Origin of the sequence: Polycladospora coralii, from assembly GCF_014773435.2 — a bacterium.
Taxonomy (GTDB): domain Bacteria; phylum Bacillota; class Bacilli; order Thermoactinomycetales; family Thermoactinomycetaceae; genus Polycladospora; species Polycladospora coralii.
In genome coordinates this window covers 1-13,448 of sequence record NZ_JACXAG020000015.1, presented here as the reverse complement: position 1 = coordinate 13,448, position 13,448 = coordinate 1, and the positions used below count along the sequence as shown (strand labels likewise).

15 protein-coding genes, 2 rRNA genes and 1 pseudogene are annotated in these 13,448 nt (G+C 38.6%); 5 read left to right on the top strand and 13 right to left on the bottom strand.

What is annotated here, in order from left to right:
* Nucleotides 1-104 (bottom strand): 23S ribosomal RNA (locus IC619_RS16260); the annotation flags it as partial.
* 200 nt (nt 105-304) lie between these two features.
* Nucleotides 305-1,627: an aminotransferase-like domain-containing protein gene (locus IC619_RS16255; protein WP_191141143.1), complete on the bottom strand. Its 1,323-nt coding sequence runs from the start codon at nt 1,625-1,627 to the stop codon at nt 305-307.
* Nucleotides 1,628-1,737: 110 nt separating this feature from the next.
* Here IC619_RS16255 and IC619_RS16250 point away from each other — a divergent pair, with 110 nt between their 5' ends.
* Nucleotides 1,738-2,679, top strand: a complete 942-nt coding sequence (locus tag IC619_RS16250) for a DMT family transporter (protein WP_191141142.1) — start codon at nt 1,738-1,740, stop codon at nt 2,677-2,679.
* A gap of 18 nt (nt 2,680-2,697) precedes the next feature.
* Here the strand turns inward: IC619_RS16250 and IC619_RS16245 are convergent, their stop codons facing one another.
* The 4 genes from IC619_RS16245 to ribD form a co-directional block, all read right to left on the bottom strand.
* Complete coding sequence (locus tag IC619_RS16245) at nt 2,698-3,816, bottom strand: MBL fold metallo-hydrolase (protein WP_224749824.1); 1,119 nt, start codon at nt 3,814-3,816, stop codon at nt 2,698-2,700.
* 92 nt (nt 3,817-3,908) lie between these two features.
* On the bottom strand, nt 3,909-4,481 hold the full coding sequence (locus tag IC619_RS16240; RefSeq protein ID WP_191141140.1) for a TetR/AcrR family transcriptional regulator: 573 nt from the start codon (nt 4,479-4,481) through the stop codon (nt 3,909-3,911).
* A gap of 48 nt (nt 4,482-4,529) precedes the next feature.
* A complete protein-coding gene (locus IC619_RS16235; protein ID WP_191141139.1) occupies nt 4,530-4,691 on the bottom strand; it encodes a hypothetical protein in 162 nt (53 codons plus the stop codon).
* Nucleotides 4,692-4,730: 39 nt separating this feature from the next.
* Nucleotides 4,731-5,462: a bifunctional diaminohydroxyphosphoribosylaminopyrimidine deaminase/5-amino-6-(5-phosphoribosylamino)uracil reductase RibD gene (gene ribD / locus IC619_RS16230; RefSeq protein WP_191141138.1), complete on the bottom strand. Its 732-nt coding sequence runs from the start codon at nt 5,460-5,462 to the stop codon at nt 4,731-4,733.
* Between the two features lie 314 nt (nt 5,463-5,776).
* Between ribD and IC619_RS16225 the strand changes: the two genes are divergently transcribed.
* The gene (locus IC619_RS16225) at nt 5,777-6,370 is read left to right on the top strand and encodes a TetR/AcrR family transcriptional regulator (RefSeq protein WP_191141137.1); all 594 of its coding nucleotides are present in this window, start codon (nt 5,777-5,779) and stop codon (nt 6,368-6,370) included.
* A gap of 202 nt (nt 6,371-6,572) precedes the next feature.
* The gene (locus tag IC619_RS16220; protein WP_191141136.1) at nt 6,573-7,010 is read left to right on the top strand and encodes a DoxX family protein; all 438 of its coding nucleotides are present in this window, start codon (nt 6,573-6,575) and stop codon (nt 7,008-7,010) included.
* A 144-nt stretch (nt 7,011-7,154) separates the two neighbouring features.
* On the opposite strand, the gene IC619_RS16215 is transcribed toward IC619_RS16220, so the two are convergent.
* Nucleotides 7,155-7,484, bottom strand: a complete 330-nt coding sequence (locus IC619_RS16215) for a hypothetical protein (protein WP_191141135.1) — start codon at nt 7,482-7,484, stop codon at nt 7,155-7,157.
* A gap of 244 nt (nt 7,485-7,728) precedes the next feature.
* Here IC619_RS16215 and IC619_RS16210 point away from each other — a divergent pair, with 244 nt between their 5' ends.
* Nucleotides 7,729-8,076 (top strand): hypothetical protein, encoded by a 348-nt coding sequence (locus IC619_RS16210; protein WP_191141134.1) that lies wholly within the window; start codon nt 7,729-7,731, stop codon nt 8,074-8,076.
* Between the two features lie 259 nt (nt 8,077-8,335).
* Here IC619_RS16210 and IC619_RS16205 read toward each other — a convergent pair whose 3' ends face one another.
* From IC619_RS16205 to IC619_RS16195, 3 genes are all read right to left on the bottom strand, one after another.
* Nucleotides 8,336-8,719: a hypothetical protein gene (locus IC619_RS16205; RefSeq protein ID WP_191141133.1), complete on the bottom strand. Its 384-nt coding sequence runs from the start codon at nt 8,717-8,719 to the stop codon at nt 8,336-8,338.
* A 180-nt stretch (nt 8,720-8,899) separates the two neighbouring features.
* Complete coding sequence (locus tag IC619_RS16200; protein WP_191141132.1) at nt 8,900-9,490, bottom strand: hypothetical protein; 591 nt, start codon at nt 9,488-9,490, stop codon at nt 8,900-8,902.
* A gap of 133 nt (nt 9,491-9,623) precedes the next feature.
* A complete protein-coding gene (locus tag IC619_RS16195; RefSeq protein ID WP_191141131.1) occupies nt 9,624-10,508 on the bottom strand; it encodes a glycerophosphodiester phosphodiesterase in 885 nt (294 codons plus the stop codon).
* A 275-nt stretch (nt 10,509-10,783) separates the two neighbouring features.
* On the opposite strand from IC619_RS16195, the pseudogene IC619_RS16190 reads away from it, so the two are divergent.
* Nucleotides 10,784-11,103: pseudogene (locus IC619_RS16190) on the top strand (VOC family protein).
* Nucleotides 11,104-11,156: 53 nt separating this feature from the next.
* Here the strand turns inward: IC619_RS16190 and IC619_RS16185 are convergent.
* From IC619_RS16185 to IC619_RS16175, 3 genes are all read right to left on the bottom strand, one after another.
* A complete protein-coding gene (locus tag IC619_RS16185) occupies nt 11,157-11,561 on the bottom strand; it encodes a hypothetical protein (RefSeq protein ID WP_191141130.1) in 405 nt (134 codons plus the stop codon).
* A gap of 379 nt (nt 11,562-11,940) precedes the next feature.
* Nucleotides 11,941-13,035: a YncE family protein gene (locus IC619_RS16180; RefSeq protein ID WP_191141129.1), complete on the bottom strand. Its 1,095-nt coding sequence runs from the start codon at nt 13,033-13,035 to the stop codon at nt 11,941-11,943.
* Between the two features lie 303 nt (nt 13,036-13,338).
* Nucleotides 13,339-13,448: ribosomal RNA gene (locus IC619_RS16175) — 16S ribosomal RNA — on the bottom strand; the annotation flags it as partial.

Genomic DNA, 13,448 nt, shown 5'->3' with positions numbered 1-13,448 from the left:
GATCACAGCTCACTTACAGCTCCCCGAGGCATATCGGTGTTCGTCCCGTCCTTCGTCGGCTCCTGGCGCCAAGGCATCCTCCGTGTGCTCTTAGTAGCTTAACCTAAATGGTTTTAATACTCTTAAGGTTACTTCTCCGGTGAATATATACTTGACATTTAAAAAAGACCAAGTGTATTTCATACAGCTTGTTTCCATATCTAATTTTCAAGGTGCGATTCATTTCAACGTCGCTTGCGGCGACAAGAAATAATATAACATGATACTATATCGATTGCAACTCTTTTTTAAAAAAATGATAGCCTCATGCCCATCGATTTATTTCGGTTACAATCTGCTGTACCCCCTCTTCGATTCGTTCTTCATCTACATTAGATATATTAATTTTAAGCATCTTAACTCGCTCAAATGTTTTGATATAATTTTCATTAATACTTTCCAACTTAATATTTTGATCATCCAAACGCTTAAGCAGTTGATTCATATTTACTTGTCTAGGAAGTACAAGGTGAGTGTGCATAGAGACCGATTTGGATACATAGTCGATCCCATCTGCTAAAGCGTGGTGAAGTCTCTCCGCACGCCTTATATATGGCTGGCGAATACTTTGTTTGTGTTGCGAAAACATGCCGCTGGTCAAATAAATCTCTAGTGCAGCTTGTGAAATCATCGAGCTATCAATATCCACAATGGTCTTAAATCGCTGAAACACTGCTACTAATTCAGCAGGTAAAACAGCAACACCAATTCGCAAGCCTGGAAACATAATTTTAGAAAAGCTTTTTAAATAGATCACACGATCATCTGAATCACAAGAAAAGAGAGGATCGATCTTAGCATCTTGTTCAAAATCAGCTAAATGATCATCTTCTACGAGGTATACATCATACTGCTTCGCTAAGCGTACGATATGCTCTTTTTCTTGCCGTGATAAAGATGTCCCCAGCGGATTATGAAAGCGGGGCATCGTATAAAAAAACTTGATATCCTCTTCCCGAAAAATTCGCTCCAACTCTTCCAAATCAATCCCAAATGCAGAGCGTTTGATCCCAATAACTGGTGTTTGATGAACATCGATCATCTCCATCAGTAGATGATAGCTTGGCTGTTCGACTAAGATGTGTTGTTTTCGATTCGGAAATGGCATCAATTGGAGAATATGTAAAGCTTGTTGAACACCAGAGGTAATAAAAATCTGCTTTAAATTCGTAAATACTTGATAAGCATGCAATTGTTTCTCCATGCATTGAATTAATGATGGCAGTCCTCTAGGTGTCCCGTAAATGAATAAATCTTGTTGATAGGTATCAATCGCTTTATTGATACAATGTTGAAAATCTTGATAGGGAAATTGAAGCCATTCCGGGGCTGATGTAGCAAAATCGATTACACCATCATGCTTTTGCTGTACAGAAAAGTTTTTATGCACAACGTAATAACCGCTTTTCGGAATGGAATAGATCAGGTGTTTATTTTCTAATTCATGCAAGGCACGTAAAACCGTACTTTTGCTACAACGATACGTAGCTGAAAGCGTTCGAATAGATGGTATTTTCTCTCCCGCTCCCACCTCCCCCGTTTGGATCATCTGATCAATATCTTCAACGAGTCTCGTATACTTTAACATGATCACGCCCCTATTCTGTACCGGTACACATTCAATTTATTCCGCTTGTTCCACTTCTCCTCATCATCATACAATTTGTGTAACGCATGAAACAAAAAGGAGAACATAGAATGAACACACATACAAAAGCTTATACTGCCGCCCTTTCATATACATTCATTATCGGATTTGCACTTTTCTTTGTCAAAATTGCTTTAACTGTTGGATCTCCCTTAGATACTTTAGCTCATCGCTTTACAGTAGCCATTATTGTAGCCAGTGTACCCATTTGGCTTGGGAAAGTACGTATACATATGAAGTGGAAAGATATTCTATCCATATTTCCACTCGCCTTACTCTATCCAACACTCTTTTTTATGCTACAAGCATTTGGTCTCGTTACGACTTCTTCATCCGAAGCGGGCATTATAACAGCAACTACCCCGATAATGACCATGTTATTAGCTTCTCTCTTTTTGAAAGAGAGAACGAGCCATTTACAGAAATTTTTTATGTTTTTATCTGTAACGGGCGTCATATATATTTTTGTCATGAAGGGGTTCAATCTGAACAACAGTAGCTTGCAAGGCACATTTCTCGTTTTCTTATCTACCTTATCTACTGCTTGCTATTCCGTACTAGCGCGCAAACTCGTTCAAAGAATTCCTTTATATTCACTCGTCTATGTCATGACGATTTTCGGGTTTATCATTTTTAATGGAGTCTCAATCACCCAACATATCGTTAACCACTCTTTATCTGACTTCATCACACCCCTATATAACATCAAATTTATCGGCGCCATATTATATTTAGGTATCTTATCTTCACTCGTAACCTCTTTTTGTTCCGCCTATGCGCTGTCTAAAATTTCGGCCTCCAAAATGAGTGTTTTTAGCAATTTAACCACATTCATTACCGTTTTAGCAGGGGTTATTTTCCTGAATGAATCCCTTCAGCTTTATCATCTGATTGGAGGAATAATTATTCTTACTGGTGTTATCGGGGTTCTTACACAGCGTGAAAAACATAGAATCATTCCTATGTGCAGTGCCATGAAAAAGCAGGTCTAGCCTATGTGCTCGACCTGCTCAATTACTACTAAACGCTCGCCACCACGGTTCTGATGGGTACCGCCCATCCTTTATCATCATCTTTTCCCCTACTTGCGGCAATGCCAACGTCACCTCTCGTTGTTCAGCCAATTTCAGCTCCCTCTCGACTGGATCGGTCCAATCATGAAAGGCCAGTGTAAAAGCACCCCAATGAATGGGCATCATCGCTTTTCCTTTAACATCAAGGTGAGCTTGAATCGATTCCTCAGGCTTCATATGAATCGCGGCCCAGCGATCATCGTATTGCCCCGATTCCATCATAGTAAAATCAAACGGCCCGTATTTTTTACCAATCTCTTTAAAGTGTGGACCATATCCACTATCTCCACTAAAATAAACCCGCTGCTCTTTTCCGATCAACACCCAAGAACCCCAAAGTGTCGCATTTCGATCCATTAAGCTTCTACCGGAAAAATGTCGTGCAGGCGTAAAAGCAATCGTAAGATCTGCATACTCTGTCTCATCCCACCATGTCATTGCTTGAATTTTAGCAGGATCAACACCCCACCGAACCAGATGGTTCTCTATCCCTAATGGAACAAAGAACTGGTTTACCTTGGCTTTTAACTTTTTGATCGTACCATGATCTAGATGATCGTAATGATCGTGAGAAATGAAGACCGCATCGATTGGTGGTAAGTCTTCTATCTGGAAGGGAAGCTCTTTTTGAAACCGTTTGCTTCCTATACTTGAAAATGGAGAAGGGGATTCTCCTAACATGGGATCAAACAAAATCGCTTTTCCATCTATTTGTAGTAAAACGGCTGAATGTCCTAACCACGTGATCTGAGTGGGTTGATTTTCTTTTATCCCAGAGAAGTCTATTTTTTTGACAGGTAGTGGCTTTGTAGGTTGGCGATTGGGGTCGTTTTTGAAGAAATCCCGTATCATCGACACCGTGGAACTAAAGTCATTATCCATCGTTGTGGGAATCGCGTTTTGAAAACGCCCTTCTTTAAAATAAGCAAATGTTTGGTATTCCTCTATCTTATTTTTAGGTGCCTTCCCGCCAAACACCTCATAAGAACGCATAAAAAATAGAGCAAACATAACGATAAAAAAGCATCCTAATGTAAAAGTCAACAAAGCTTTCAATCCTTTCCTCATCATTTTCCCCATCTTTCTTTATATTTAGTAGTCTATATCTTAAATGAATGTTCATTTATTATAAATTAAATAGAATGCGCTTAATCGCTTATCGCATTCCAACTCATCTCAATCCAAACCTTTATCCTTTCTTCAGGAATAGAGCCGCCCGCTCTCAGCTGCGTTTTCACTAACGCATGAATGGGCATAAAAGCATAGGTCATCAATAATTCAGTATCTACTTGGCGAAAAAGTTGTTGCCGTTTTCCTTCTTCAAATAGTGCTTCTACGGGCTCATAAAAAGAACGATAAGCTTCTAAGCTCAGATTTTGCACTAAAGGAGAATTAGAAAATTGCTCCAAGAATAGAAAGTAATCTTTTCGTTCAAAGGCAAATGAAACAAAATTCTTAATCGCAACTTCAAACTGAGCACGTATTGTTGGCGCTTCCTGTATGTTATCAGACACGCGATGAACCATTTTCTGTTTCACCCGCAAGTATAATTTACGTAGCAGATCCTCCTTACTATCAAAATAGATATATATGGTGGCAGGTGACACTTGTGCTCGTCTTGCAATCTTCGACATAGACAACTCCGACAAGCCGATTTCGTTTAATAACTGCAATGTCGCTTCAAAAATAGCCTCACTCTTATTTTCATCCTTCTTTCTCATAGCATAAATAATAAACGATCATTCATTTAAGATCAAGTTGGAACTTTTCTAATGTGTAAGTATATTGTGCGGAAGGAGCGTAAAATCGATGATCAGAAGATTACTGTTTTCTGGCATTGGCGTGTGATGGACACCCTTCCATTTGTCCAATTCTTCACCATACCGTCCCAAACGTGAACCACCGTAACGATGATCTATCTGATCTGCCAAATTACCATGCCCTTAGGAATAGGGATGTAGCCATTACTTTTATTTATCACTTATCTGTATATCTTGTACATATCCAGTAATACAAACATCTTCGCCAAATTTTTGCACAGATATATTTTTTAATTGAACAGCATCGGTCATACGATCAAATCCTTCACCAGAAATCGGCGTAATGCTCTCCTCCCCACCAAGTAACTTCGGAGCAATGAAGGTGACAACCTTTTGAACAAGAGATGCTTCAATCATGGACCAATTCAATTGCCCTCCTCCTTCGAGTAAAACAGATGTTACACCTTTCTCCCCTAAGTACTTCATTGCACTTTTCAAGTCGACATGTTCATCACTACCCGTGCGTACCACTTTTACATCATACTTCAAGAGTTGTAGCTCCTTCTCCTTATCTGCTTGATCGGAACAAAAAACCCAAGTCGGTGTTTCTGTCGCCGTTGTGACTAATGGTGTATCAAGTGGAATTCGCAACAAACTATCCGCTACAATACGTATAGGGTTCTTACCTTCACCATGCGGCAAGCGGGTGGTGAGCTTTGGACGGTCTTTCAGAACAGTGCCGATCCCAACCATGATCGCATCATGCCAATGACGCATGTAATGTACATCTTCTCTTGAAGATTCATTTGTTACCCATTTACTGTCACCCGTTGATGTGGCTATTTTCCCATCTAAGGTCATCGCCGTTTTGAGCGTAACGAGTGGCAAGCCAGTTCGCTTATGATATTTCACTGATTCTGCTCGTGCGTTCTCGTGCTCCATCATATAAACCTCCTCTTTTATAACCAATCGGTATACAAACTGATCCAAGTCGGTGTGACTCGTCATATGAGATTAGTCCACCAACTCGTTTTTCATCTCTTTCTGAACAAAGGGTGACAAGGGTATACATGCTACTTTTCCTCAAACCCGCATCTCCTTGTATACACTCCTTTTCCAGCCAAAATCATACTTTAGTTATACATTATAACAATTAAACCTAATTTAAAAAGTGTATGAATCTACCCCTACTTTACAAACCGACCGTCGGTTTGTATAATGGTAATAGTTAAAGTTTATCAAAAGGAGTCATCCTCATGAAACATGCTTCAAAGTCAGGGAAGACAAAGCACCTGTTAGTTGAAACAACGAAAGTGCTCATCATGGAAAAAGGATGTAATCGCGTGACGATTAGCGACATCATGGAGAGGAGCGGCTTGTCCAAAGGAGCAGTTTATCATCATGTGAAGAGCAAGGATGAACTATTAGCCCTTATCTTACAAGAAAGACTTGAGAAAATTAACAAACGATTCTTCTTGGAAGTGAATCCAGATAAACCGGAATTTGAAGGACCTCTTTATCAAATTGTACATGATTTACCCCTACTTACTGACCCGAATGAATTGACTAATCAAATATTTATGTATCTAATCAGCCGAAATGATCAGCCCATGGTAAAGGAAATACTAAGAAGTTTTTATGAACAAGGTATCCAGAATTCAAAAGAATGGATCAGCCAAGGACAACAAGCAGGCGTTATCTCCAGTTCCGTAGATAAAGAAAAAACATCAGAACTATTCACACTCATTACATATGGGCTAAGAATTCGTAGCTTAATTGCAAAAGAGGAAGAGACATTACAGATAGAAGCACTTATCGACTTTATGAGAAACACACTTCGTACAAAGTAAGGAGATTACGATTGCATGATGCTTCAATATACAAGCCAGTGAACTCGTTTCAGCCAAGGCTGAAACATCAGACTCTACTCCACCTGATTAAAGCCCCACTTATAGAAATGGAAGTCTGAAGCTATCCAAAAGATCAACCTGTCTCTTGGAGGTAAGATGCTTGTGACCCATATGTACAAAACAGAAAGGAGATATCAAAATCATGGCTCCACTTATCGTACTTCTGACGACATTCATTATCTTCAGAACCATCGGTTCCTTGGGAATCGTATATGTGAATGATTGGCAAACCTCCCTTCAGCTTGCTTTAGCTTGTATGTTTTTCCTTACTGCTAGTGCTCACTGGGGAAAGAGAAAGAAGGATCTTGTTCGTATGGTCCCTCCCGCTATTCCTTATCCAAATATAGTCGTCACCGTTACAGGGGTTTTAGAAATGATCGGTGCAATCCTACTTGTCATACCTCCTACGACAAGAGTAGCCTCTATATGTCTAGCCCTTTTATTGGTGGTTATGTTTCCTGCCAATATCCGTGCAGCTAAGCATAAACTTACACTGGGCGGAAAAGCAACTCCTTCTCTCTGGCCGAGGACAATGATACAAGCTATATTTTTAGCAGCAGTTATATTAGCAGGTATCTAAAGACGAACATACTATGAAATGGGTTCAGAATTCACGAGTTAACTTGATCTACTCCACCTGATTTTTCCATCTTTCAGCCTTGGATAAAACAAAATCATTTTTCATTTCGCCATATAACCAATACGAGCATCCTAATCGTATCGGTTATTTATTTATAGATTCGAGCTTCTTATAGATGACCCATTCGTAATCCATATAAGGAAATTCTTCACTGATCGCACGAAGCAAATATTCACGATTACTCTCTTTTACCCTCAGCTCGTAATGATTTCCATCTAGGTGCTCTATTTGTAGATCTGTTTTTGTCACAGTCTTTCCTTCATACTCCCCAATCTGATTAATCACTCTTTCATCCATTAAAATATAATCAGGGTCAAGCCCTTTATTAATCACAATTTGCGCTAGAAAGAACAGCGTAAGTACTGATATCGCTGTGATAACACTTGTTAATAATACAAGTTTCTTCGAATTCATCTTGTCATGCCTCCATATATAGACAGTATATGATGTCCAAACCAATAAGAAGTAGATCATGATGTATTCAATTCATATATCCATGTGCGTTATCTTTAAACCTTCAAAATTAACGAATTCAACCTCCTATCAGTAAATCAATTTACAAAAAGACAGGAAAATATATAACACTTGAAACAAATGATAGATGAATAAATTTATGGTATGATCACTTTAAATCTATCATTAGAAAGGATTGTGACAAATGTCCTATCTCTATTTTCTCATGTCACTTTTGTTTCTTCTATATCCGCTGTACGGAAGTCTTATCTTTATAGTAATCCTTTGGGTACTGAAGTCGAAAATACGTGAGAACGGAGACCATCAGGATGGTCAATTAGCTAAATATCATAAAATTTTATCAATCGCATGTTATATTACCATGACGCTATTCATGTCTACGCTTATTTTTTTGATGATTATTGGTGGTGCATTGATGCATAAAATGACTACAGAAATTTGGGCACTTTCAATCGGAATACCTTTAGTAAACATCATACTCTTTATCATTTTAATGCGTATTGTTTCTGTGAGAAAGATCGTCCCCCAATAATATGTTTTTTTTCAACATTCAATACTTTATTTCTCACACTCCTACATTTGTCTTTCAGCTTCTTCTTTCTCACAAAACTGCTGGAGCTTAACTTACAATTAAGTGACAGTAGATTAATGCTCATTTAGGAGGATATCAAATTGATAAGAATTTATGAAAATGATCCCCCGCACCTGACACCCCATCTCCTCTCATCTATAAATGACGAAAGCAAGTGGAAAGATCATTCCGCTTGTTTTCAGCATGTAGATCAACCCTTTCAATCCTTCGCATTCGTACTGATTAATAACGCTTTCAATTTTTTTGTTTGATCCTTGTCGAGAATACTGTAGTTCCCATCATTGTTTTTTGTGAGTTCTGCTTTTCCATCCTCATTAAACCAAATCCCGTATCTTTTTCGCACATCTTTACTGGAGTCATTAATCCAAAAATCAACATCTGCTCGTCTTGCCATTTCTACAATCATGTACTGCCATTCCGCTTGATTTACAATTAACTCGATTTGTTTGACATGATCGATACGATCCATTATTCTTTCTTCTTCACCTGCCACTTGAACGATTACGCTACCATAATTTTCACAGCCCCACATTGTGAACACGAATAATAAACATAAAGCCGAATAAACGATTTTTTTATACATATTTGAGATTCCCTTCATTTTGCAAGATTTGCGTTTTAATTCATGTGATAATTTCCTGTCGGACATCTGCAAGCAAAGACCCCCATCGTGTACTCTGGTTAATCTACATTCTAAAAAAATAAAAGACAAAACAGTCGTTGTGTATCGGTTATACACAACGACTGTTTCATTCTTATTATATTAATGTTGTGGTATAATCATAAATTCTTTTACCATCGCATGCAAACGTTGACCCCATCCTTCATACGCACTAACAAAAAACTTTGAAGTAATGAGATAGCTCCCTTTCTTACCATCTGAAACAATATAATACTCTAACACCTCACTATCCCAATCTTCACCGTGAGCAAATAAAAACCAGCCGTTTGGATCTTCAATTTCTCTCGGATTCTCAACTTCCCCATATGAACTTACTAGCTCTTCATACTTATGGCTTGTAAGTTCTTGGGGTGAAAGATCTACTCGTTCAATGGTCAATGAAACCTCAGGATAAGGTTCGGGTAAAGGATGAATCGGGACAAACTTTGCTTTTTGTTCATCTTCGACACGCTTCAATCTCTCTAAATCATAGTAAAACACATACCCGTTTTCCAAATCCAAATATCTTTGTAAACGAACTTCTTCCCACATGCCTTCCAATTGAACTTTTCCTAACTTTTCTTCTGGGAAATCAGTCCCGTGACTAATAGCAGGGATACATGTCAAAAGCAAGAATCCTGTAAGTAATCCGATTAAGACACTTCTTACTCTTTTTCCGAGTAATTGATTCATCATAAGCACTCCTTTTATATGTTTCTACACTATATACCCCCTCTACAGTTAAAAAGTTTTACTAATTCATGAATTCATTTAAATCTTTTTTCGCTTCCACATATCAGACATTATCCTTCTTGTGTTGCGTTTGTTAATGTTCATTTATAGCTTTTTGTAAACGATCTGGATAATTAGAAAATATGCCTGTCACGCCCCAATCTAGTAAACGTTCCATATCTTCTGACTCATTAACTGTATAGGGATGAATTTCTAAGCCCAGTGCACGTGCTTTTGCTATATAACTAGCATCAACATGCTTGTAATTGAGGCCTACACCCATAGCATATCTTTTGATTATATTGAGCTCCAAATCTGCTCTCCATCCACTAGCGTTTTGTGCAAGCAATCTCACAAGCGGAATATCTGAATTCATTTTCTTAATGGATAGAAGGCTGAATTTATTGAATGATTGAATGATAATATGTTTGTCTTTCAGCTTGTCTTTTTCAAGTAAGCCATGCTTTTCGAGGCTTGCAAGCAATTTCTTTTCCATCTTATTATTGATGTCAAAACCTTTGGTTTCAATGTAGTATTTCTTGTTTGAGCCAAAATGAGATAAAATCTCATCTAAAGTTGGCACTTTTTCATTTTTGTATTCTTCTTTTGCATATGCAGGATACGCCTTATTAAACCATGATCCTGCATCCAATTCTTTTATTTCCTTCAAGGTGTGATTACTTACTTTACCACTTCCTGTTGTCGTACGGTCAAGCGTTTCATCATGAAAAGCAATTAAATGACCATCTTTTGTCAATTGCAAATCGATTTCAATATAGTCAGCCCCCATGTCATCTCCCAGTTGATACGACACCATCGTATGTTCCGGTGCATACCCCGACGCACCTCGATGTGCAATATTTAGAGGCTTCATTTCTTCATTTGCATAAGCTTGTACATTCGCGTATGGAAATAGGAATAGTACAATAAATGAACAGAATAAAAATAGATGAGCAAGTTTCGATTTTACAAAATGCATGGTTGATTCCTCCTTATTCTTTCTTAATTATATGATAAATAACAGCTACCAAACATTAATATTATGTAATTTTTTTGATTTTATATTTAATTCATATGATCTTCCTCAGATAGCGTGTTGTCCACATCTTCTCACTTCCAGTAGACTAGGTGATTGGGATCAAAAAAGCTGTGTTTAATAAAGTTTTTGATTTGCAGGATTTTGTATGTAATGATGTGAAACGACTATAATCACGAAAAAGGGTTTCGATACGAATCTACTGAAGGCGTTTTCTCATGATCCGGAATATAAGTACTGGTACTGTTGCTGTGTATGTTGAAGATCAACACAAAGCAAAAAGTTTTTGGGTAAACCAAGCAGCATTTGAAGTCATCGTGGAATACCCGATGGGTTCAGGTGCATGATGGTTAGAAGTGGCTCCACAAAAAAAGCCCAAACACGTCTGGCTATTTACCCAAAGGGTATGATGAAAGGTTATGAAAATATGCGGGCTAGTGGCGTGAAGTTTGAAGATGAGCCTAAAGAAATGCAGTGGGGTACATATGCAAACGGGAACGACTTTCTGACAAAGTCAAACACACATCACACAGAATGAATAATGTGATGTGTGTTTTAACCCCCAAAAAGTCGGATAGATTGCGGCTTTCTCTACAAATTACGGGGTCTGATCAACTGAAATCTTTCTAGCAGACCTACAGGCGTATCCTGTCCCACACTTACATCCGTAACGGCTTGACCAATCAATAATACCGTATTCATTAGCACTTGATTGCTTCTTTGTGCGATTTCGATAACCGCTTCAATAGCAAATTGTCCATATAAATTCAGATCAGACACATTTAAGAAAGCACCTGTAATACTATTTTTATCTAGCGTGCCCGTATTAATTACTTGAATCGTATTAGTCTCATCATAAAGTCTAAGTTTAAAATTCATTGGATACATCGGGTCTGTATTTCTCAATTCAACTCTAACCGCTTGCGTTACTGGAATTCCAGGATTCGCTGGATTTATATTAAAAAAGGCAGGTGTGGAATAAACAAGGCGTCCCATCAAAACCCTCCTTCATTTTGTGATATACCATAAACTAAAATGATATGATTGATTATTGGAAAATACCCTCATTGATCTGAAGAATTTGATATTTTAAGGATGTGTTTGCTCACATACGATTATGCTAGTATATATCCTTATTATATTAGAATAGAAAAACAAATAGAATAGACCCTACTCTATTTTATTGGAAATCAACAGTTTAATAGTCCCCTACAAATCTGTCTTTTTACATAACAAGAGAAACCCCTATTAAAAAACGGGTTTCTCAACAACCTGTTTAAATTAAATTCAACCCATTATTTAGGTGTGCTTTTGCGATCGACTTAACTCATTAGCCCAAAGTTTATAGCGAAGGCAAATATACAGAACCAGTTTGTTAAAAAGTAACAGCTAGCGCTATGGGTTGTAAGCCCACTCCTACTGTTGAAATAACCTGATTCGTCTTCGTCTCGATCACGGAGACGGTATTTCCACCTGGAATGCCGGTTTCTGCACTGTTGGCTACATATACATATCGGTCATCTGCTGTAATGCCAAGCTTGAGTGGCTGTACACCCACTCCTACTGTTGCGATAACCTGATTCGTCTTGGTCTCAATCACAGATACCGTATTTCCACCTGAACCGTCCGTTATTTGACTATTGGCTACGTATAGATAACGGCCATCTGCCGTGACGGCCAAAGCTATTGGATTGGAACCCACTCCTACTGTTGCGATGACCTGATTCGTTTTCGTCTCAATCACGGATACCGTATTTCCACCTGCAGCGTCAAATAGTTGACTATTGGCTACGTATACATACTGTCCATCCGCTGTGGCCGCAAGGGCAAAAGGTCTATCTTCTACCGAAACAGTGGCAATAATTTCTTTCGTCTTGATACCCATAACAGATACACTACTACTATTAATATTAGAAATATACGCATATTGGCTATCTGGTGTAATTTGAATATTGGTTGCAAAATCTTCGAGTAGGATCGTCGCAATCACTTGATTCGACTCCGTTTCAATCACAGTTACAGAAGAAACACCCAAACTAAAACCACTATTTACCACCAAAACGAATTGATTATCTGGTGTGGTCGCGATATATAGCGGTGTATCATCCACTTGAATGGTTGCAACTACCCGATAATCTTTGGTATCAATGACGGTTATGCTATTACTTCCGTTGTTTGCTACATAAACCCGTTGTCCATCATGCGTAATCGCGATTGGCACTTCTGGGATACCCATAGAAGCCACTGCTCCAACCTGGATCGTTGCCCCCATCCTGTGGTCCTTTGTGTCAATGACCGTCACATCGCCAGGAGATCCTGGCCTTAAAACATAACAATATCGTCCGCTAGGTGAAAGGATCGTCGCAAACGGGAGGCCTCCCACAAAGATATTTGAAATGAGTTGATTGACCTTTGTATCAATGACCGATACGTTGCCTCCTAAAAAATTTGCAACGTAAACATATGACATTGATTAACCTCCTCCTGCTAAGCGTGTTTTAATCAATTTATGTAGATTAGAAATTGTCCTATGTGTGATTGCTGAGCAGAAAAAAGCACTGCAAAAATGATTTGCAATGCTAACCTATATCCGTGATTGAAACCAAGACGCATACTCTATTTTATTCACGGTCTGTGGAAAGTATGACTCAATAAAAGAAGCGCAACTACTATAGTAGTTGCGCTTCTTTTATTATTCCCTGAAAACTAAAGAGTGAGTAACATGCCTGAGAGGTATTACTTCGATTTAAGCTCCAAGAAGGAGCGTCCTTAGAAAGGAGGTGATCCATCCCCACCTTCCGGTAGGGATACCTTGTTACGACTTCACCCCAATCATCTGCCCCACCTTAGGCGGCTCGATCCCTTGCGGGTTACGTGACCGAC